Source organism: Methylobacterium ajmalii (assembly GCF_016613415.1).
Lineage (GTDB): Bacteria > Pseudomonadota > Alphaproteobacteria > Rhizobiales > Beijerinckiaceae > Methylobacterium > Methylobacterium ajmalii.
In genome coordinates, this window is record NZ_JACWCT010000113.1 from 12237 (window position 1) to 30889 (window position 18653).

19 protein-coding genes are annotated in these 18653 nt (G+C 72.4%); 4 read left to right on the top strand and 15 right to left on the bottom strand.

All coding sequences use genetic code 11. The features are described from left to right. Positions 1–8: 8 nt before the first annotated feature. The 5 genes from HPY23_RS21255 to HPY23_RS21275 are packed head-to-tail and all read right to left on the bottom strand — an operon-like array spanning position 9 to position 3965. Positions 9–773 (bottom strand): SDR family oxidoreductase, encoded by a 765-nt coding sequence (locus HPY23_RS21255; RefSeq protein ID WP_091891264.1) that lies wholly within the window; start codon positions 771–773, stop codon positions 9–11. Continuing rightward, positions 770–2044, bottom strand: a complete 1275-nt coding sequence (locus HPY23_RS21260; RefSeq protein ID WP_091891268.1) for a beta-ketoacyl-ACP synthase — start codon at positions 2042–2044, stop codon at positions 770–772. The genes HPY23_RS21255 and HPY23_RS21260 overlap by 4 nt, the downstream gene beginning before the upstream one ends. Next, positions 2041–3192, bottom strand: a complete 1152-nt coding sequence (locus tag HPY23_RS21265; RefSeq protein ID WP_091891271.1) for a beta-ketoacyl-ACP synthase — start codon at positions 3190–3192, stop codon at positions 2041–2043. Before HPY23_RS21265 ends, HPY23_RS21260 begins: the two co-directional genes overlap by 4 nt. Then, on the bottom strand, positions 3189–3653 hold the full coding sequence (locus tag HPY23_RS21270; protein WP_060847505.1) for a 3-hydroxyacyl-ACP dehydratase FabZ family protein: 465 nt from the start codon (positions 3651–3653) through the stop codon (positions 3189–3191). The genes HPY23_RS21265 and HPY23_RS21270 overlap by 4 nt, the downstream gene beginning before the upstream one ends. 24 nt (positions 3654–3677) lie before the next feature. After that, positions 3678–3965 carry an acyl carrier protein gene (locus HPY23_RS21275; protein ID WP_060847504.1) on the bottom strand — a complete coding sequence of 96 codons (288 nt, stop codon included), beginning with the start codon at positions 3963–3965 and terminating at the stop codon, positions 3678–3680. Between the two features lie 237 nt (positions 3966–4202). Between HPY23_RS21275 and HPY23_RS21280 the strand changes: the two genes are divergently transcribed. The 3 genes from HPY23_RS21280 to HPY23_RS33220 are packed head-to-tail and all read left to right on the top strand — an operon-like array spanning position 4203 to position 6281. Continuing rightward, the gene (locus HPY23_RS21280) at positions 4203–5330 is read left to right on the top strand and encodes an AI-2E family transporter (protein WP_091891274.1); all 1128 of its coding nucleotides are present in this window, start codon (positions 4203–4205) and stop codon (positions 5328–5330) included. A 23-nt stretch (positions 5331–5353) separates the two neighbouring features. Then, positions 5354–5779 carry a hypothetical protein gene (locus HPY23_RS33215; RefSeq protein WP_091891277.1) on the top strand — a complete coding sequence of 142 codons (426 nt, stop codon included), beginning with the start codon at positions 5354–5356 and terminating at the stop codon, positions 5777–5779. Between the two features lie 25 nt (positions 5780–5804). Continuing rightward, entirely contained in the window at positions 5805–6281 is a 477-nt protein-coding gene (locus HPY23_RS33220; protein ID WP_060847501.1) for a RidA family protein, read from the top strand. A 5-nt stretch (positions 6282–6286) separates the two neighbouring features. On the opposite strand, the gene HPY23_RS21290 is transcribed toward HPY23_RS33220, so the two are convergent. From HPY23_RS21290 to HPY23_RS21325, 8 genes are all read right to left on the bottom strand, one after another. Beyond that, positions 6287–6706 carry a response regulator gene (locus HPY23_RS21290; protein WP_060847500.1) on the bottom strand — a complete coding sequence of 140 codons (420 nt, stop codon included), beginning with the start codon at positions 6704–6706 and terminating at the stop codon, positions 6287–6289. A 122-nt stretch (positions 6707–6828) separates the two neighbouring features. After that, the gene (locus HPY23_RS21295) at positions 6829–7740 is read right to left on the bottom strand and encodes a dienelactone hydrolase family protein (RefSeq protein WP_139235077.1); all 912 of its coding nucleotides are present in this window, start codon (positions 7738–7740) and stop codon (positions 6829–6831) included. 190 nt (positions 7741–7930) lie between these two features. Next, positions 7931–8248, bottom strand: a complete 318-nt coding sequence (locus HPY23_RS21300; RefSeq protein WP_091748768.1) for a hypothetical protein — start codon at positions 8246–8248, stop codon at positions 7931–7933. 111 nt (positions 8249–8359) lie between these two features. Further along, positions 8360–9367, bottom strand: coding sequence for an NAD(P)H-quinone oxidoreductase (locus HPY23_RS21305; RefSeq protein WP_091891280.1), 1008 nt, complete (start codon positions 9365–9367; stop codon positions 8360–8362). Between the two features lie 73 nt (positions 9368–9440). Continuing rightward, complete coding sequence (upp, locus tag HPY23_RS21310) at positions 9441–10103, bottom strand: uracil phosphoribosyltransferase (protein WP_060847497.1); 663 nt, start codon at positions 10101–10103, stop codon at positions 9441–9443. Between the two features lie 38 nt (positions 10104–10141). After that, a complete protein-coding gene (locus HPY23_RS21315) occupies positions 10142–11371 on the bottom strand; it encodes a URC4/urg3 family protein (protein ID WP_244537680.1) in 1230 nt (409 codons plus the stop codon). Between the two features lie 57 nt (positions 11372–11428). Beyond that, on the bottom strand, positions 11429–12679 hold the full coding sequence (locus tag HPY23_RS21320; protein WP_060847495.1) for a GTP cyclohydrolase II: 1251 nt from the start codon (positions 12677–12679) through the stop codon (positions 11429–11431). Between the two features lie 178 nt (positions 12680–12857). Further along, on the bottom strand, positions 12858–13283 hold the full coding sequence (locus tag HPY23_RS21325; protein ID WP_060847494.1) for a DUF2852 domain-containing protein: 426 nt from the start codon (positions 13281–13283) through the stop codon (positions 12858–12860). A gap of 334 nt (positions 13284–13617) precedes the next feature. On the opposite strand from HPY23_RS21325, the gene HPY23_RS21330 reads away from it, so the two are divergent. After that, the gene (locus tag HPY23_RS21330) at positions 13618–16752 is read left to right on the top strand and encodes an autotransporter family protein (protein WP_200602035.1); all 3135 of its coding nucleotides are present in this window, start codon (positions 13618–13620) and stop codon (positions 16750–16752) included. Between the two features lie 51 nt (positions 16753–16803). Here the strand turns inward: HPY23_RS21330 and HPY23_RS21335 are convergent, their stop codons facing one another. Both HPY23_RS21335 and hpnK read right to left on the bottom strand, forming a co-directional pair. Then, the gene (locus HPY23_RS21335; RefSeq protein ID WP_091891355.1) at positions 16804–17595 is read right to left on the bottom strand and encodes a molybdate ABC transporter substrate-binding protein; all 792 of its coding nucleotides are present in this window, start codon (positions 17593–17595) and stop codon (positions 16804–16806) included. 70 nt (positions 17596–17665) lie between these two features. Beyond that, positions 17666–18526: a hopanoid biosynthesis-associated protein HpnK gene (hpnK, locus tag HPY23_RS21340; protein ID WP_091891352.1), complete on the bottom strand. Its 861-nt coding sequence runs from the start codon at positions 18524–18526 to the stop codon at positions 17666–17668. Positions 18527–18653 lie beyond the last annotated feature (127 nt).

The following is an 18653-nucleotide window of genomic DNA, read 5'->3' on the forward strand; positions in this document are numbered from 1 at the left end:
CCGGTTCGTCAGGTGCGATGGATGCCCATCATCGCGGTGAGGCCGCCATCGACCGGCAGCACGGTGCCGGTGATGTAGCCCGCCGCGGGGCTCACCAGGAATGCGACCAGATCGGCCACCTCCGCCGGCGCGGCGAAGCGCCCGGACGGGATCTGCTTCTCCATGCCGGCGCGGTAGGCGGCGTAGGGCGCCATCATGTCGGTGTCGATGAAGCCCGGGGCCACCACGTTGACGGTGACGCCGCGGCGCGCCGATTCGATCGCGAGGGTCCGGCAATAGGCGATCAAGGCGCCCTTGCTCGCCGCGTAGGCCGCGTTGCCCGGATTGGCCCGGAGCGCCGCCACCGAGCCGATCGCCACGATGCGGCCGGCCTTCGCCCGGGTCATCGGCCGCACCAGCGCCTTGGCGAGGCGGGTCAGCGACCAGAAGTTGACCTGCATCGCGGCTTCCGCCCGGTCCTGGTCGAGGACGGCGGCGAGGCTGTCGCAGGGCTGGCCGGCATTGTGGACGAGGCCGAAGATGCCCTCGCCCTCCATCACGCCGCAGAAATCGTCGAGCGCCGCCTTGTCGGCGAGGTCGAGGGCATGGGGCCGCAGGCGCTGCCCGGGGTGGAGGGCGGCGAGTTCGAGCGCCAGCGCTTCCGCCGCCTCGCGCGAGCCGCGATAGGTGAAGTCAACGTCGTGGCCGGACGCCATCAGCGACCGCACGATCGCGGCGCCCAGGCCCCGCGCACCCCCGGTGACGAGGACGCGCCGGTTGTGGATCGCGGTCATCGGACGGGCTCCGCCCCAAAGATCAGGCAGGTGTTCTGCCCGCCGAAGCCGAAGGAGTTCGACAGCACGGTCCGTACCGGCACATCGCGGGCGGCCGTCACCACGTCGAGCGGGATCGCCGGATCGGGCACGGCGTAGTTCAGGGTCGGCGGCACCCGGCCATGCGCGATGGTCAGCAGCGAGAACGCCGCCTCGACCGCGCCGGCGGCAGTGAGCGTGTGGCCGATCATCGACTTGTTGGAGGAGATCGGCACGGAACGCATGCGCTCGCCGAGTACGGCAAGGCAGCCCATCGCCTCCATCTTGTCGTTCTCCGGCGTGCCGGTGCCGTGGGCGTTCACGGTGTCGATCTGGTCGGGATGCAGGCCGGCATCGTCGATGGCGGCACGGATCGCCGCGATGATCGGCGCGCCGTCCGGGCTCGAGCGGGTGCGGTGGAAGCCGTCGCCCTTCTCGCCGCAGCCGAGCACGTAGCCGAGGATCCTGGCGCCGCGGGCTCGCGCGCTCGCCACGCTCTCCAGCACCAGGGCGGCGGCACCCTCGCCCATCACGAAGCCGTCGCGGTTCTTTGCGAAGGGTTTGGAGGCGGCCTCCGGCGGGTCGTTCTGGGTCGAGAGGGCCGAGAGCAGCGAGAACCGGATCAGCGATTCCGGGTTCACCGAGCCGTCGGTGCCGATGCAGAGCGCCGCCTCGACCTCGCCGCGGCGGATCGCCTCGACGCCGAGCTGGATCGCGGTCGCGCCCGACGAGCAGGCGGTCGAGAGCGAGATCGGCGATCCCTTGGTGCCGAAGCGGTCGGCGATGCGGTCGGCCACCGTGCCGAAGATGAACAGGTCGTGCCAGTCGTCGAAGCGCCGGCTGCCGGCCGCCCGCAGCAGGTCGGCATAGGTCACGTCGCCGTTCGGGGCCGCGGCCTCGGCGAGCGCCTGGCGCTGCGGCCACTCGATCTCGACCGGCGGCACCGCCATGAACAATGCACCCGGGAAATCGCCCGAGATCCCCGCCTGCGCGACGGCCTCGTCGGCCGCGGCCTCGGCGAAGCGCTCGGAGAGCATCGGTGCCACCATCGGGTCGGCGGCGATGAAGTCGACCGTGCCGGCGATGCGGGTGCGCAGGCCCTCGGTCGGGAAGCGCGTGATGGCGTGGATGCCCGAGCGGCCGGCGGTGAGCGCGGCCCAGTTGTCGGCGACGCCCCGGCCGAGCGAGGTCACCACGCCGAGGCCGGTGACCGCCACCAGGGAGCGTCCCATCGCGTCGTGGTCGCGGCTCATCGGCTGTCCCCTGCGGTGGTGAGGCGCAGCACGCCCTCGCCCCGGCGATGGCCGACCGCCGTGACGGCGACCTCGCGCGCCTCGCCCGCCGCCACCAGGGCGGCCGCCAGCGCCGCGCCGAAGGGCGCGGCGGCCTCGAGCGTGTGGCCGGTCAGGTCGCCGAGCGCCCGGACCGGCGCTTGCGGCGCCAGGGCCGTCAACGCGTCCCGCTCCTCGCCCGTGATGCCGGCGCAGCCGGTGGCGGCCGAGATCACGGCGTCGGGCCGAGCAAGGCCGGCCCGGCCCCAGAGATCCGTCAGGCTGTCCGTGACGCTGCCGTCCCGGCGCTTCGTGCGGTCGCTCGCCACCGCGTCGAGCCGGGCGAGCGCCCGGGCGCCGCGGGCCGCGGCGTGGTCGGCGGCCTCGAGCACCAGGAAGGCGGCGCCGGAGCCGAGGATGAAGCCGGGGGCGGCGGCACGCTCGAAGACCGGCCGGTACTCGGGCTTGGAGAGGTGGCCGCCCATTTCGTGGATCAGCAGCACGTCGGCCCGCTCGGCGTTGTAGGAGCCGCCGACGAGGACGATGTCGAGCTGGCCGGCGGCGATGCGGGCCTGCGCGATGCGGAGCGCGTCGACCCCGCTCGATTCCTCGCCCATGAAGGTGCGCGAGGCGCCCGTGACCCCGTGTACGATGGCAATGTTGCCGGCGAGCAGGTTCGAGAGCTGGGCGAGGAAGAGCGTCGGCCGCAGGTCGTTCTGGAGGCGCTCGTTGAGGTAGGCGCCGGGATCCGCCGCCTGGCGCAGGCCAGTGAGGATCTGGCCGTCGACCGCGTAGTCGCGCTCGCCGCCGCCCGCCGCCACGACGAGGTGCATGGCGCTTTTAAGCGCCGCATCCGCCTTGGCGCCCGCCGCGTCGAGGGCAAGGCCGGCGGCGTAGACGCCGAGGCGCTGCCACGGCTCCATCTGCCGCTGGTCGGACTTCTTCGAGATCTGGCCGTCGAGGCTGAGCGGCGCGACCGGGTGGACGGGATAGGGTGCGAAGGTCGTCGCGTCGGTGCGCGGGGCCTGTGCGGAGCGATAGGCGGCGAGATGCGCCTCCACCCCCTCGCCCGCGCAGGAGACGAGCCCGAGGCCGGTGACGACCACGGGGCGGGTCGGGACCGCTGTCATGAATCCGCTCCGTCGGGCAGGCCGATCCGGGCGGTGCGCTCGCGCATCAGCGCGCCGAGCCCATCCGGGAACGGCATGGTCCGGAACCGCAATTCGGCGTTGCAGATCGGCTTGCCCTCGGCCCGGATCGCCGCCTTCGTCACGGCATAGCCCGAGCCGTCGTGCTCCAGGCTCGCCTCGACCTCCAGCTCGGCCCCGGGGCCGACGAAGGTCCGGAAGCGCGCCTTGTCGACGCCCATCAGGAACGGCATGTGGCTGAACGACGCACGCGCGAGCAGCAGGTACCCGGAGGCCTGCGCCATCGTCTCGGTGAGGAGCACGCCCGGCACCAGCGGGTGACCGGGAAAGTGTCCCTCGAAGACCGGGCTCTCCTGCGGCACCGTGGACCGGGCGACGAGGCGCCCGCCCTCGCGGTCGAGGCTGACGACCCGGTCGATCATGTCGAAATATTCGAGGCGCATCCCGGCGACCGCTTCAGAACCGGATCAGGCCTTGGCGGCCTTCTCGGCCACCAGGCCGTCGATGCGCTCGCACAGGTTCTTGAGCACGAAGTACTGCTCGGCCGGAACCTTGCCCTCGTTGACCTCCTGGGTCCACTGCTCGAGGGGCAGCTTGATCCCGAAGGTCTTGTCGATCTCGAAGGCGATGTCGAGGAAGGCCAGGCTGTCGATGCCCAGGTCGTCGATGGCGTGGCTCTCCGGCGTGATCTTCTCGCGCGGGATGTCGGCGACGTCGGCGATGATGGTGGCGACGCGGTCGAAGGTGTCGGACATGGACGTGCAGCCGTCTTCCTGCTGAGATCTGGCTCGAACGGCGCGACCTCCGGGCACCGCCCGCACCCCGGCCACGAAACCGCCTACCCGAAACGGGTCCGCCGGGCAGGGCCCGGTCGAGGGGCCCGCATACACGAGGGGGGACGGGCCGGCAACCGCGCGGCGTTTCCGTGGGCGCGGCGTGCCCTAGGTCAGGTCGGATGACGCACCCGCCGCGCGGCGGAGGATTATTCCGGCATGGAACACGTGAAACCCCCGACCGTCCCCGGACCCGGACACCCCCCCGCCCCGCCGCCGCCTGCGACGGGGACTTCCGCCTTTGCCCGCGCAGCCCTGGTGATCGCGCTCGGGGCACTCGGCCTGTGGGTGCTGCATCCGTTCCTGCCGGCGCTGGTCTGGGCGGTGATCCTGGCGATCGCCCTGTGGCCGCTGCGCGAGCGGCTGGTGCGGATCAAGCCGCCGGGCAAGCACAACCTCCTGTGGCCGGCCGTCCTCACGCTGGCGGTCGCCCTGGTGATCCTGGTGCCGCTGGTCGTGGTGGCGATCCAGGCGGCGCGCGAGGCGCACGACGCGGTCGCGTTCTGGCGCCAGATCGAGGAGCAGGGCTGGCCGGTGCCGGACTTCGTCTCGCACCTGCCGTTCGGCGCCTCCCAGGTCTCGGCCTGGTGGCAGGAGAACCTGAGCCACCCGCAGGGCTCGTCCGAGGTCCTGAAGCGCGTCGACCAGTCGATCAACCACTCGTCGCTGGTCGGGTTCGGGCGCACCTTCGGCAGCCAGATCGTCCACCGGGCGATGCTGTTCGGCTTCACCCTGCTCGCCCTGTTCTTCCTGTTCCGCGACGGGCCGGGTCTCGCGGCCCAAGGGCTGTCGGCGGCCCGCCGCCTGTTCGGCCCGCGCGGCGAGCGGGTGGCGCGCCAGATGGCGGCCTCGGTCCACGGCACGGTCGACGGGCTGGTGCTGGTCGGCCTCGGCGAGGGCTTCCTGCTCGGCGTCGTCTACTACTTCGCCGGCGTGCCGCATCCGGTGCTGCTCGGCGCCTTCACGGCGCTCGCCGCGATGATTCCGTTCGGGGCACCCGTGGCCTTCGGGCTCGCGGCCCTGCTCGCGGCCGCCCAGGGCGGCGTCACCGCGGCGATCGTGGTGGCGGTGGCCGGCCTCGTCGTCACCTTCGTGGCGGACCACTTCGTGCGCCCGGTGCTGATCGGCGGCGCCACCCGCCTGCCCTTCCTGTGGGTGCTGCTGGGCATCCTCGGCGGCGTCGAGAGCTTCGGCCTGCTCGGCCTGTTCCTCGGGCCCGCCGTGATGGCGGCTCTGGTACTGCTGTGGCGCGAATATACGGCGGGCGACGACCACGCCGTCGCCTGACCCGAGAAAGGACCGCCGCCCCGATGAGAATCCTGTTCGCCGCATCCCTGCTCGTCGGCCTCTCCGCCGCCCCGGCGCCGGCGCAGTGGGACGACGAGGCCACCGGGTCCCGCCGCGGCACCGAGGACGAGGGCTACGGTCGACGCGACCGGGACGGCCCGCGCTTTCGCGCCGACGACGATGGGCGGGGCCTCGACCGGCGCGATCGCCGCGCCTTCGGCCGGGACGACCCGGACGAGATCATGCCCCGCCGCCGTGACCGGGACCGGGACGACCGCGACCGCCGCGACGCCGAGGGCCGCTGGCGGGACGACCGGTCCCGGTCGGGCGGCCGCTACGACCCGTACGACCGCTACTACGGCCCCTCCTACGGCGCGCCCGTCGCTCCCGCCGCGCCCGGCGGGGTCTTCGTCGTGCCGCCGCCGATCCCCGGCGCCCGCCGCTACTGATCTGGATACGTGTCGAGAGGTTACGTTGAACCAAGCCCCCACCCTCCGCGGCGAGCCCGTCCGCCGCCTCGCCGCCCTCGGCCTGACTCTGCCGCGGGTTCCCGAGCCGCGCGGCGCCTTCCTGCCGTTCTCGCGCATCGGCTCCACGCTGTGGCTCGCCGGGCAGATCTGCGAGTGGGAGGGCGAGGTGCGCTTCACCGGGCCGGTGACCGACATCGCGACGGGTCGGGAGGCGGCGCGGATCTGCGCCCTGAACCTGCTGGCGTCCTTGAGCCTCGCCCTCGACGGCGACCTCGACCGGGTGGTGCGCTGCCACCGCCTCGGCGGCTTCGTTCAGGTCGAACAGGGCTGGCCCGACGTGCCGAAGGCGGTCAACGGCGCCTCCGACCTGATGGCCGAGCTGTTCGGTGAGGCCGGACGCCACGCCCGCACGGCGATCGGCGTCGCGAGCCTGCCGGGGAATGCCAGCGTCGAGGTCGACGGGATCTTCGAGGTGCGGTGAGAGCCTCAGTGCGCGTCGCGCGCGTCGCCGCCGGTGTGGTAGCCGGCGGCCTGCTCGACCAGGGTGAGAACATCGAGGGCGCGCCAGGGCTTCGGGATGAAGGTGGCCGACATCCGCAGGTCGCTCGGCTGGTCGCCGGCATCGCCCGAGGTGAGCAGGACGTGGACCCGCGGCCAGGTGACGCCGATGATGCGGGCGAGCTCGAACCCGCCGATCTGGCCCGGGGTCCGCACGTCCGAGAAGACGACGTTCACCTCGTCGCCCCGCTCGCGCAGGATCGCCAGGGCCTTCTCGGCCGTCTCGGCCTCGATGACCCGGAAGCCCGTCTCCTCCAGCAGCGTAGCCGCCAGGAAACGCTCCTCCGGCTCGTCCTCGACGACCAGGATCACGGGCTGTGTCTTCGCGGCGGCGCTGGACTCGGTCATGAGCAGGGAACGAGCTTGCGGCCCACTGGTTGCATAGCTCCCGGGACCCTGTGTTCATCCTTCCCGAGGTGTTGCGGCAATGCAAGGCTTACCGCGACACCGACGGGGATTCGGACGGATGCTCAGGCGACGCCGTGCTGCCGGAACCATGCCAGCATCCGGCCCCAGCCGTCCTCCGCCGGGCCCTTGCGGTAGCTCGGGCGGTAATCGGCATGGAAGCCGTGCGGCGCGTCCGGGAAGACCACGATCTCGACGTCCTTGCCGGCGGCCTTCGCCGCCTCCCGCGCCTTGTCGACGTCGGCGACCGGGATGCCGGTGTCGGCAGCGCCGTAGAGCCCGAGGATCGGTGCGCGGATGTCCGCGATCACGTCGGCGGCGGTCTTGGGCTGGATCGCGCTGCGGGTACCGCCGAAATTGCCGTACCAGGCGACACCGGCCTTCAGGTTGGCGCTGTGGGCGGCATAGAGCCACACGGTGCGCCCGCCGCGGCACCAGCCGGTGATGCCGACCTTGCCGGCGTCGCCCTTGGCCTCCGAGGCCGCCCAGGCGGCGGTGGCGTCGAGGTCGCCCATCACCTGCGCGTCCGGGGTCTTCGACACCACCTCGCGGACGATCTCCTGTACGTCGGTCATCTTCGAGACGTCGCCCTGGCGGGCGAAGAGCTCGGGCGCCACCGCGGTGTAGCCGGCCTTGGCGAGCCGCCGGCAGATGTCCTTGATGTAGTCGTGGACCCCGAAGATCTCCTCGACCACCAGGACGATCGGGAACGGCCCGGCTCCCTCCGGCATCGCCCGGTAGGCCGGCATCGGCCCGTCGCCGACCGGGATCCGCACCTCCCCGGCGACGATGCCGGCCTCGTCGGTGCGGATGGCCTGCGCCTCGACCCGCGTGGTGGCCAGCGTCAGGCCGGTCATCAGGCTCGTCATCACGAAGCCGCGCCGGGAGAAGGGCGGGATCACCAGGCCGTCGAGCTGCTCGAGATCGGTCGATCCGTCCTGCCGCCCACCTTGCCGCGCCGCGTCGCTCGTTGCCATGCCGTGCCCTCCCGATCGGGGTTCGCCCCGCGGCGCGATCATGCGTGCCGATACCTGCGTGGCAAGGGCGAACGGGCCCGGTACGGTCACGATTCGGTCAGGCCCGCTCCGAACGGCGAAGGGCCGCCCCGGTGCGGGGCGGCCCTTCGTGCGGCCGGCGCGATCGATGCGCCGGCGATGCCGTGAAATCCTACTTGGCGTTGGTCGAGCCCGTCGACTTAGGCTCGGCCGGCGCCGGATAGGCCGGGTTGCCGGCCGGGACGCCGCTGCTGTTCGCCGACGAGACGCCGTTGGCGCTGCCGGTCGGCGAGCCGGTGATCTGCTGGCGCGAGGCGTCCTGGCTCTGGCTGGCGTAGTCCTTCGGGGCGTTCGCGCCGTTCCAGCCGAGCAGCGCCACCATGGCGACGGCGAGCAGGGCCAGGCTGCCGATCAGCACGTAGAGGACGGGACGGCCCTTCGCGCCCTGGCGGGCCGCGGTCGGGGTCTCGACGGTGCGGTTGGGATCCATGGGGAACCTCGGGTTGAGGCCCGGCGGAGAATCTCGCCGAGCGGTGATCGTCATGACGGGCCAACGTCACCGATCGGCCGAGGTTCCTGTCCACCCGTGCGGCGGCGGCCTCTACTTGCCCGTCAGCAGCATGATCTTGCCGAGATGGGCGCTCGATTCCATCAAGGCATGGGCCTCCCGCGCCTGGTCCAGCGTGAAGGTCGCGTGGATCACCGGCTTGACCGTGCCGGTTTCGAGCATCGGCCACACCTCCCGGCGCAGGCCGTCGGCGATCGCGGCCTTCTGGGCGACGGTGCGCGGGCGCAGGGTCGAGCCGGTCACGGTGAGGCGCCGGATCATGATCGGCGTCAGGTTCAGGTTCTCGGCCAGGAAGCCCTGCAGGAACGCGATGATGACGAGCCGGCCCTCCAGCGCCAGCGACTTCACGTTGCGCTCGAGATAGGCCGCGCCGACCATGTCGAGGATCACGTCGACGCCCTTGCCGTCTGTCAGGCGCTTCACCTCGGCGGCGAAGTCGGCCTCGCGGTAGTTGATGGCGTGGTCGGCGCCGAGCGTCTCGCAGAAGGCGCATTTCTCGGCCGAGCCGGCGGTGGCGAAGACCTCGGCGCCGAACCGCTTGGCGAGCTGGATCGCCGTCGAGCCGATGCCGCTCGACCCGCCATGGACCAGGAAGCGCTCGCCCTGTCGAAGGCGGCCGCGCTCGAACACGTTGGTCCAGACCGTCCAGTAATTCTCCGGCAGGCCGGCTGCCTCGACGAGGGAGAGCGGGCCGGGCTTGGGCAGGCACAAAGCCGCCTCCGCCACGGCGTACTCGGCGTAGCCACCGCTGATCGTCAGGGCGCAGACCTCCTGGCCCTCGGCGAGGTCGGTCATGCCCTCCCCCAGGGCGACGATGCGCCCGGCGACCTCGAGGCCCGGCACGTCGGTGGCGCCGGGCGGCGGCGGGTACTTGCCGGCGCGCTGCTGGCAGTCGGGCCGGTTCACGCCCGCCGCCACGACCTCGACCAGCACCTGGTTCGGGCCGGGCCGGGGCACCGGCACGGTCTCGATCCCGATCACCTCCGGACCGCCGGCCCCGTTGAAGCGGACCTGGCGCATGGTGGCGGGGATCGAGGGCATGGGCGGCTCCGAGCGACGGGATCGTGAGCCCTTACCTGCCGCGCGGGCCGGGAGCCGGCAAGGGGCAGACGGCTCAGCGCGTGCCGTACATCCGGTCGCCGGCATCGCCGAGGCCCGGCAGGATGTAGCCGTGCTCGTTGAGGTGGCTGTCGATCGAGGCGGTCCAGACCGGCACGTCGGGATGGGAGCCCTGGAACTTGGCGAGGCCTTCCGGCGCGGCGAGCAGGCAGACGAAGCGCAGGTCGCGGGCGCCGCGCTCCTTGAGCCGGTCGACCGCGGCGACCGCCGAGTTCGCCGTCGCCAGCATCGGGTCGAGGACCAGCACGGTGCGGTCGCCGAGGTCGGACGGGGCCTTGAAGTAGTACTCCACCGCCTCCAGCGAATCCGGGTCGCGGTAGAGCCCGACATGGGCGACGCGGGCCGAGGGCAGCAGCGACAGCATCCCGTCGAGGAAGCCGACGCCGGCGCGCAGGATCGGCGCCAGGACGAGCTTCTTGCCGGCGATCTGGGCGCCCTGCATGGTCATCATCGGGGTCTCGATCTCGACCGGCTCGAGCGGCAGGTCGCGGGTGACCTCGTAGGCGAGCAGCATCCCGACCTCGTTCAGGAGCTGGCGGAAGCCCTTTGTCGAGCGCGCCTTGTCCCGCATCAGGGTCAGCTTGTGCTGCACCAGCGGGTGGTCGACCACCGTGACCGGCGCCACACCCGTCTCCCCGCGCGCACCCGCACCCTGCATCGTCGTCTCCCCGCTCACGTTCACGCTCTCGAATGATGTCAGAATACGGTGCCGTCGCTGGCGATCGAGAGCGGCGGCGCGCCCTCCGGCCGCAGGGCCTTCGCCAAGCGCCGGCCGGTGGCCCAGGTACCGCCTTCCAGCACCTTGGCGAGCGGCAGGTCGGCCGGATCCTCGATCTCCAGCCGCTCGCGCACCAGCGGCGCCAGCCGGTCGAGGAGCGCCACGGTGAGCGCCCGCCACTCGACGACGAGGCGCGAGTCGACCGGGTGGGCCTGCGCGGCCTCCTCGTGCCGGCGCAGGGCCAGCACGCCGGTATCGAGGAACAGGCCGCCGTTGCGGTACTCGGGCAGGCCGGTCAGGGCGTCGAGGCCGGTGACGGCGAGGCCCGCCTCCTCCAAGGGCTCCAGGAGCGAGTAGGCGAGCCACTGCGACAGCTTGTGGAACGGCACCAGCCCCTCGGTCGGCCCCGTACCGCCGGCGAGCGGGTGGCGCCAGGTGTCGCCGAGATCGACGCCGTCGAGGACGATGCGGCCGGGCCAGATCGGGCCGAGATGGGTCAGCAGCACCTCCAGCACCGCCTCCGCCGGGACCTCGCCGTCGCGGGAGCGGGCCTTGATGCGGTCGAACAGGAAGCCGGGCCGGGCGTCGGGTCCGAACCCTTCCGGGTCCGCCGCCGCGACCTGGCCGAGGCGGTTGAGGAGCGCCGTGCGGCCCGACAGGCCGACGAGGGGGTTGGTCGGACCGGCCTGGAAGCCCTCGGCGAGTTCGGCCTCGGTCAGGCTGGCGAGCGCCCGCGCATCGGCCCGGAACGGGTCCTCGGGGGAGGAGGAAAACAGGCCCGACACGAACATGTCGAAGCTCGCCACCGCCAGGCCTTCCGAGCGGGCGTAGGTCTCGCCGGTGCGGCCCTCCTCGTAGCGCCAGGTCGGGCCGGCGCCGGCATCGAGCAGCACGCTCACCACCACGAGGTCGAAGGCGGCGCGGGCCTGCTCGGCCGGGTCCTCGAAGGGCGCCGCGTGGACGAGCGAGCCCCAGCGCTCGAACCCGCCGACCGAGAAATGGCGCCAGCGGGCATGATACGGGATCGCGAGGTCGGGATAGGCCTCGCGGATGGTCTCGACCACCGCGTCGGCGCACGCACCCAGGCGGTCGAGGTCGACCACGAAGTGACCCAGCCGCCCGTCGAGCCCGGCCTGGAGCAGGGTCTCGGCGCGGGCGCGCACCGCCCGGGCCGAGAGCAGGCTGCGGGCGGTCGTAAACTCAGGCACGGGCATCTCCAGGGATAGTTCGCGTCGCCACTGGCGGCCTCGGATCCACTCGGTTCCTCAGAACCGCTCGAGGTCGCGGCCCTTCACGGTATCGAGGGCTTCCGTGACGCCGTCCGGCGCGTAATAGCCCGCCGCCTTCTTGGCTTCCATCTCGACCGAGGCGTCCGGCGGGATCAGGTCGGCCGGGATCGGCACCCGCTCGCCGACCTCGATGCCCGAGCCCGTGATGGCGTCGTACTTCATGTTCGACATCGACATCAGCCGGTCGATGCGGCGGATGCCGAGCCAGTGCAGCACGTCGGGCATCAGCTGCTGGAAGCGGGCGTCCTGCACGCCGGCGACGCATTCGGTGCGCTCGAAGTAGGTGGCGGCGGAATCGCCCCCCTCCTGGCGCTTGCGGGCGTTGTAGACCAGGAACTTGGTCACCTCGCCGAGCGCCCGGCCCTCCTTGCGGTTGTAGACGATGACGCCGGTGCCGCCGGTCTGCGCCTCGCGCACGCATTCCTCGATGCCGTGGGTCAGGTAGGGCCGGCAGGTGCAGATGTCGGAGCCGAACACGTCGGAGCCGTTGCACTCGTCGTGGACCCGGCAGGCGATGCGCCGCCGCGGGTCGGACAGGCCCTCGATCTCGCCGATGACGTAGACGGTGCAGCCGCCGATCGGCGGCAGGAAGACCTGGAGGTCGGGGCGCGTCACGAGTTCCGGGAACATGCCGCCGGTCTGCTCGAACAGCGTGCGGCGCAGGGCCGTCTCGCTGGTGCCGAAGCGGGCGGCAACGCCCGGCAGGTACCAGACCGGATCGACCGCGATCTTGGTGACCGAGATGTCGCCGGAGGCGTGCAGCACCGTGCCGTCGGCGGCGAGCCGGTGGGCGCCCATCGCCGCCAGGATCTCCGGCAGGTTCAACCGCGCCTTGGTGACCGCGATGGTCGGGCGGATGTCGGTGCCGGTGCCGATCGCGTCGCGAAACACCTCGCCGGGCATGTGGCCCCAGGGGTCGAGGGAGACGATCTTGTCCGGGTCGGCCCATTGCGGGTGCGGGCCGATGCCGACCACCGGATGGGTGTTGGTGAGGTCCGGCCGAGCCAGGGGGTTCAGCGCCCGGCCGGCGATGGCGAGCGCCCGGTAGAGCGAGTAGGCGCCGCCATTGGCCCCGATCACGTTGCGGTCGGCCGGGTTGGTGACGGTGCCGATGATCGGCCCTCGCTCGCGCGGGTCGGCGGCGCCCCAGCGGATCGGCCAGCGGGCGGCGCCCGGCTCCGGGTGCGAGGTGAGCCGGATATGCGACGAGCGGTTGGAACTGGTCATGCGGACGCGCCGTCCTTCAACGGAGAAGGCTCCCCGCGGGGGCCGCGAGGAGCCTGTCGAGTGCTTGACCTGAACGAGGGTGGCCCAGCCGATTCGGCGCGTCAAGCTCAAGCCTGAGGCGCCGTTTCGCCCAATGGGGCGGCAGAACCGCCCCGTCGGGACCACCCTCCTCCGGTGATCAGAAGTTCGAGCCGGCGCGGCGGCGGGCCATGAAGGCGTCGAACTGCTCGCGGTCGCGGGCGCGCTTCAGCTCGTCCACGAACTCGGTGAAGGCGCGGCTCTCCTCCTCGAGGCGGCGGCGCTCCTCTTCAAGGCGCTCGATCTCCTTGCGGCGATACTCCTCGAAGGCCCAGTTGCCGCTGTCGTGGCGGGCGGCACCGAAGCCCGGGAACCCCGAGAAGCCGTTCCGGAAGGAGCGCTCGGCGAAGGACTTCATCTCGTTCAAGGCCGGGTACCCCATGAGCTTCCACACCACGTAGGCCGCGGCCAACGGCCACGCATAGATGAAACCGATCACGATCGCGCCGATCTCGAGGGAGCGGCGCGGGAACGGGCCGTTGCGGCAGGCGCGGCCGCTCGACCAGGGGGCAGAGGAATACGACACGTCACGATCTCCCGCGGGATGTAAATGTGAACGACATTTACATGCGGGGTCGGCCGGGCGGTTTCAAGGAGGGCGCGGTGCCAAAATCGCACCGCCTTCCGAAAGGCGGGGTACGGCCGCGTCTGCTTTTGCCCCAGCCGGCAAATCATCATACTCTCTCGTACAGATCAGAAATTATTCTCGAATAATTCAGCAACAAATCGTGTTTTTGCAACAACAATCCGGCACGACGAAAATTATGACAAGATTATGAACATGCGCTGAGTGTGTCTATTTCTTAAGCGTGCGCCTCGGACGGGGGAGCCGGAGGGTCGGCAGCCCGGGGGATCTCGCCATGCTCTTCAGACACAGCGTCTCGCTCGTCGCGCTCGCCGCGGCCGCGCTCTCGGCCGAGGGCGCCCGCGCCCAGACCGCCACCATCGCGCCGACCAGCGCCAACGTGCTGAACCTGCTCAGCCCCTTCCTGAGCTTGAACGCCACGGCGACCGGCCGGACGGCCCTGCAGGCGAACCTCGACCAGGCGGTCGGCTACAACAACGGGGCGAGCCTGCGCCAGCAGCAGCTCGCGATCAGCGACAAGAACCTGCTCGGCTCGGCGACGAACAACCTCGCGTCGGTGGGCCTCGGCCTCTACGGCGCCGGCGCCAACCTGGCCGGCGGCCTGCCGGCCCAGACCGTGATCAACGGCATCACGCCGCAGCAGCCGGTCGGCGGCCTCGGCCCGGTGCTCGGCCCGATCTACGTCGCCGGCAGCGCCGCGGGCACGAGCGGCCCCCTCGGCAGCGTGGTCAACCTGCTGACGCGCGCCTACGGCTTCACCGGCAACGACCTCGGCGTCGCCAAGAACTACTTCGCCAACGGTGCCGCCAGCAACCCGAGCACCACGCCCGCGGGCTACGTGCCGGTCCCGGCCGCGGCGCCGGCGGGCTACACCATCCCGACCTTCAACGGCCTGCCCAATACCCGCGACAGCGTCTACGACCTCGCCTACGGCGTGACCAGCACGCAACCGGGCCAGGATGTCTACGGCTCGTCGCGGCCGATCCAGGTCGCGCCGGGCCGCTACACGATCTTCGATCCGACGGCGCTGAACGGCATCGCCACCAACCCGTCCTTCCCGAGCGGCCACACCACCTACGCCTTCACCGACGGCATCCTGCTGGCGATGACCACGCCGCAGGCCTACCGGTCCATGCTGCTGCGGGCCTCCGAATACGGCGAGAGCCGCATCGTGCTCGGGGTGCACTACCCGCTCGACATCATCGGCGGCCGTGCGCTGGCGACCTACGACCTGGCGCAGGCCTTCACCAACCCGCTCTACATCAACAACGCGGCGACCACCGGTACCGCCATCGACCTGCCGAGCCTCTACAATCAGGCCGCCGGGCAGATGCAGGGCTACCTGTCGGCCCAGTGCGGCGCCTCGGTGGCGGCCTGCGCGGGGGTTGCCACCAACAACCCCTACCTGCCCTCGGCGGCGAACCAGGCCCTCTACCAGCAGCGCCAGAGCTTCGGCCTGCCGACCCTGACCTTCGCTCAAGGGCCGCGCGAGGCGGCGCCCGCGGGCGGGCCCGACGCCTCGATCCTGCTCGCCCCGATCTACGGCGGCAGCTCGGCGGCGGCCCAGCGGATCGCCCCGACCGGCGGCCTCGCCGGCAGCCTCGCCACCGACACGATCAACCAGATCGTCGTCAACACCGAGTCGAACGCGATCGCGGCGCTCTACGGCACGCCGCTGAGCTACTGGAGCCGCGTCGATCTCTACGCCGCCGCCGGCTACTTCGGGAACGTAATCGGCAGCCTGCAGATGGCGGCATCCGACCGGCTGACCACCGACGTCACGGTGGGCCAGACCGGCGCGCTCTACGCCAACGGCACCGTGGCCGGCCAGGTCACGGTCGGCGCGGGCGGCCTGCTCGGCGGCACCGGCACGGTCGGCGGGGTGGCGGCGCAATCCGGCGCCACGATCGCCCCCGGCAACTCCCTCGGCACCCTCACGGTCGCCGGCAACGCCAGCTTCGCCGCGGGCTCGACCTTCCAGGTCGAGACCGATGCGGGCGGCCAGTCCGACCGCCTCGCCGCCACCGGCACCGCCACGATCCAGGGCGGCACCGTCCGGGTGCTGGCGCAAAACGGCGCCTACGCCCCCCGCACCGGCTACACCATCCTGTCGGCCGCGGGCGGCGTCTCCGGCACCTTCGCGGGCGTCTCCTCCAACCTCGCCTTCCTCACCCCGACGCTGCGCTACCAGCCGGCCGAAATCGACCTGACGCTGACCCGCAACGACGTCGCCTTCGCCACCATCGCCCAATCCCGCAACCAGGCCGCCGTCGCCACCGCCATCCAGGGGGCCGGCGCGGGCGCGGGCCTCTACGACCGCACGGTCGGGCTCACCACCCCGGAGGCCGTCGCCGCCTTCCAGGCGCTCACCGGCGACATCCACGCCAGCTCGGTCTCGGCCGCCTACGAGACCGCCTTCTTCGTCCGTGAAGCCATCCTCGACCGGCTGCGCTGGACGGGCGAGGCGACCCGCGACTACGGCAACCTGCCGGCCACCTACACCGCCGACCTGCCCGGGCGCGCCGCCCCGGTGCCGGTGCGCGTCCTCGATCCCCGGGTGTTCGCCCTGTGGGGCCAGGGCTTCGGCAGCTTCGGCCAGGCACGCAGCGACGGCAACGCCGTCACCCTCAACCGCGACACCGCCGGCTTCGTGCTCGGCGCCGATGTCCGGCTCGAGAGCGGCATCCGGCTCGGCGTGGCCGGCGGCTACACCCGCACCAACCTCGATGCGCCCGGCCAGACGGCGAGCGGGTCGATCGAGAGCGGGTTCGGCGGCGTCTACGGCGGGTACGAGGCCGGTCCCTTCGCCCTGCGGCTCGGCGCGGTCTACGCCGACAACGGCCTGCGCCTGCGCCGCTCGGTCATCGTCCCGGGCATCTCCGAGACCGAGAGCGCCCGCTACGGCGGCTCGACGGTGCAGGGTTTCGGCGAGATCGGCTACCGGATCGCGCTCGGCGCCGGCCTGCCCGGCCGGTCCGCGCCTCTCTCATATATCGAGCCGTTCGTGGGCGGGGCCTATGTCGGCATCGACCGCGACCGGTTCGCCGAGACCGGCGGCGTCGCGGCGCTGAGCGGCGCCTCGCGCCTGTCCGAGATCCCGACCCTGACGGCGGGCGTGCGCGGGCAGACCGAGGTGGATCCGGGCCTCGGCGCCCCGGTGTCGCTGCACGGTCTGGTGGGCTACCGGCGCGCGTTCGGGGACGTGATCCCGACGGCTTTACTGGCCTTCGGGACCGGCCCGAGCTTCGTGACGGCGGGGATCCCGATCACCCGGGACGCGCTGGTGGCCTCGGCGGGGGTGGACCTGCGGGTGTCGGCGGCGGCGGCGCTCGGCGTGTCGTACACCGGCCAGGTCGGAGCGCGGGCGGAGGATCACGCGGTGAAGGGCAGCTTCACCTACCGGTTCTGAGCCCGAGGACGGACCCGGTGACGGGCGCGGCGCGAGCCGCGCCCTTCCCCATCATGGGCCCGGCGGCGTCATCCCCTTCGCTGCCAGGACAGGTGCGGCGTCGGGGCCGGCGAGATCGCGCAGGAGCGCCGACGCGGCCTCGGCCTGCGCGGCTCCCGCCGGGACCATCCCCGCGTAGATCGTGAAGGCCTGCACCTCCGCGGGGATCGGGCCGACGAGGCGGGCGCCCTCGACGGCGAGCAGTTCGCTCGTCTGCTGCAGGGCCATGTCCGCCTCGCCGGTGACGAGGCGCGCGGCGGCGAGGCCGCCGCGCACCAAGACGAGCTTGGCCTTCATCGCCTCCCCGATGCCGAGACGCTCGAACAGCCCCGCGAGGTAGATGCCGCTCGACCCGCCCGAGGCCGGATCGACCATCGCCACCGCGCGGGCCGCGAGCAGCGCCTCGCGAAAGCCCGCGACCGTTCCGATCCCGGGCACGGACGCGCCGGTGGGTACCGCCACCCCGATCCCGACCCGGGCCAGCGGTACCGGCGGCGCGCCGGACAGGCGCCCGTCGCGGATCAGCGCGTCGAAACCGTTCGGCGTCAGCACCACGAGGTCGGTCCGGGCGCCGTCGCGGATCGCCTGCGCCACCGCCCCGGCGGTCTCGTTGCGGATCACGACGTGGTGGCCGGTGCGCCGTTCGAAGCCGGGGACCAAAGCCGCCGCGACCGGCTTGTAGGCGCCCGTGGTGAGAAGCATGATCTCGGCCGCCCGGGCCGGCGTGGCAAGCACCGCGAGGGCGAGGCACCCCGCCCCGCTCGCGCGTCGCAGGATTCGGGTCAGATTCGTGGTGCGGCGCATGCGCGGAGGCTCCCGGCGGACGGGCCGTGTCTCCGGCCCCTGCCCCTTCGGTAGCCGACCGCCCTCCCCGTCAGCGAGCGAAATCCGAGAAGCCGCCGCTCACCGCGCCCGATTCCGCCAGGGCCGCCCGGCTCTCCGGCGCCGTGAGCGCGGCCAGTTCCGCCGCGTAGGCGTAGCCCGGTGCCTCGCCCGGGAAGCCGCCCGCGGTGGCGGGGTGCAGGTAGAGCTCGGTCAGCCCGTCCGGCAGGTGGCGCAGCAATCCCTCGACCCGGGCGGGCGTCATCGCGCCCGACCAGGCGAGGCCGAGCACGCCGTCCGGCACGAGGAGGCCGGCGCGCCGGGCCCGGAACCGGAGCAGCGCCGCCCAGGGCGCGGTGTCGAGGGCGAGGCCGGGCTTCGCCCCCGGTTCGGCCCGGCGCAGGGTCTCGCGCGATTCCCGCGGCACCCGGATCGCCCGCATGCCGTAGTCGCGTCCGATCCGCAGCACCATCCCGGCGATGATCGGGTGGATGTGGAAGTGCTTGTGCGCGTTGACGTGGTCGAGCGGCAGCCCGGTCGCGCGAAACGCCTCGAACTGCGCCCGGATCTCGGCGGCGAGCTGGCGGCGCGCGCGCGGATTGCGGGCGAGGTCGAGCCCGAGCGTCGCCTGGTCGGCCCGCATCAGCCCGGCGCCGTCGGTGAGGTCGGGCAGGTCGGAGGCCGGCAGGGTCGGCCAGGCCTCGACCATCACGAGGTGGAGGCCGATCCGCAGCGACGGCACGGCGCGCGCCCGGGCCACCGCATCGGCGGCACCGGGCGCGGAGACCATCAGGCTGGCAGTCGTGAGGATGCCGTCGCGATGCGCCCGCTCCACCGCCTCGTTGACTTGCAGAGACAGGCCGAAATCGTCCGAGGTGACGACGAGGCGCTTGGCGGATGTGGGCGTGCTCATGCTCGGTCTCGTGACGTGAAAGAGCCTCCCCGTCCGGCCGGACGGGGAGGCTCGCACCCGCTCCAGGCGGGACGCCTAGAGCACTTCACGATCACGCTGCGATCGCGAAGCTCTCTAAGTATTTGTT

Excerpts from the sequence above, each read along its gene's own strand:
- HPY23_RS21300 (WP_091748768.1), bottom strand. The coding sequence starts at position 8,248 with ATGGATCCCAACCGCACCGTCGAGACCCCGACCGCGGCCCGCCAGGGC.
- HPY23_RS21295 (WP_139235077.1), bottom strand. The coding sequence starts at position 7,740 with ATGGCAACGAGCGACGCGGCGCGGCAAGGTGGGCGGCAGGACGGATCG.
- HPY23_RS21260 (WP_091891268.1), bottom strand. The coding sequence starts at position 2,044 with ATGAGCCGCGACCACGACGCGATGGGACGCTCCCTGGTGGCGGTCACC.
- HPY23_RS21320 (WP_060847495.1), bottom strand. The coding sequence starts at position 12,679 with ATGACCAGTTCCAACCGCTCGTCGCATATCCGGCTCACCTCGCACCCG.
- HPY23_RS21270 (WP_060847505.1), bottom strand. The coding sequence starts at position 3,653 with ATGCGCCTCGAATATTTCGACATGATCGACCGGGTCGTCAGCCTCGAC.
- HPY23_RS21335 (WP_091891355.1), bottom strand. The coding sequence starts at position 17,595 with ATGCGCCGCACCACGAATCTGACCCGAATCCTGCGACGCGCGAGCGGG.
- HPY23_RS21255 (WP_091891264.1), bottom strand. The coding sequence starts at position 773 with ATGACCGCGATCCACAACCGGCGCGTCCTCGTCACCGGGGGTGCGCGG.
- HPY23_RS21330 (WP_200602035.1), top strand. The coding sequence starts at position 13,618 with ATGCTCTTCAGACACAGCGTCTCGCTCGTCGCGCTCGCCGCGGCCGCG.
- HPY23_RS21275 (WP_060847504.1), bottom strand. The coding sequence starts at position 3,965 with ATGTCCGACACCTTCGACCGCGTCGCCACCATCATCGCCGACGTCGCC.
- hpnK (WP_091891352.1), bottom strand. The coding sequence starts at position 18,526 with ATGAGCACGCCCACATCCGCCAAGCGCCTCGTCGTCACCTCGGACGAT.
- upp (WP_060847497.1), bottom strand. The coding sequence starts at position 10,103 with ATGCAGGGTGCGGGTGCGCGCGGGGAGACGGGTGTGGCGCCGGTCACG.
- HPY23_RS21305 (WP_091891280.1), bottom strand. The coding sequence starts at position 9,367 with ATGCCCTCGATCCCCGCCACCATGCGCCAGGTCCGCTTCAACGGGGCC.
- HPY23_RS21280 (WP_091891274.1), top strand. The coding sequence starts at position 4,203 with ATGGAACACGTGAAACCCCCGACCGTCCCCGGACCCGGACACCCCCCC.
- HPY23_RS21265 (WP_091891271.1), bottom strand. The coding sequence starts at position 3,192 with ATGACAGCGGTCCCGACCCGCCCCGTGGTCGTCACCGGCCTCGGGCTC.
- HPY23_RS33215 (WP_091891277.1), top strand. The coding sequence starts at position 5,354 with ATGAGAATCCTGTTCGCCGCATCCCTGCTCGTCGGCCTCTCCGCCGCC.
- HPY23_RS21290 (WP_060847500.1), bottom strand. The coding sequence starts at position 6,706 with ATGACCGAGTCCAGCGCCGCCGCGAAGACACAGCCCGTGATCCTGGTC.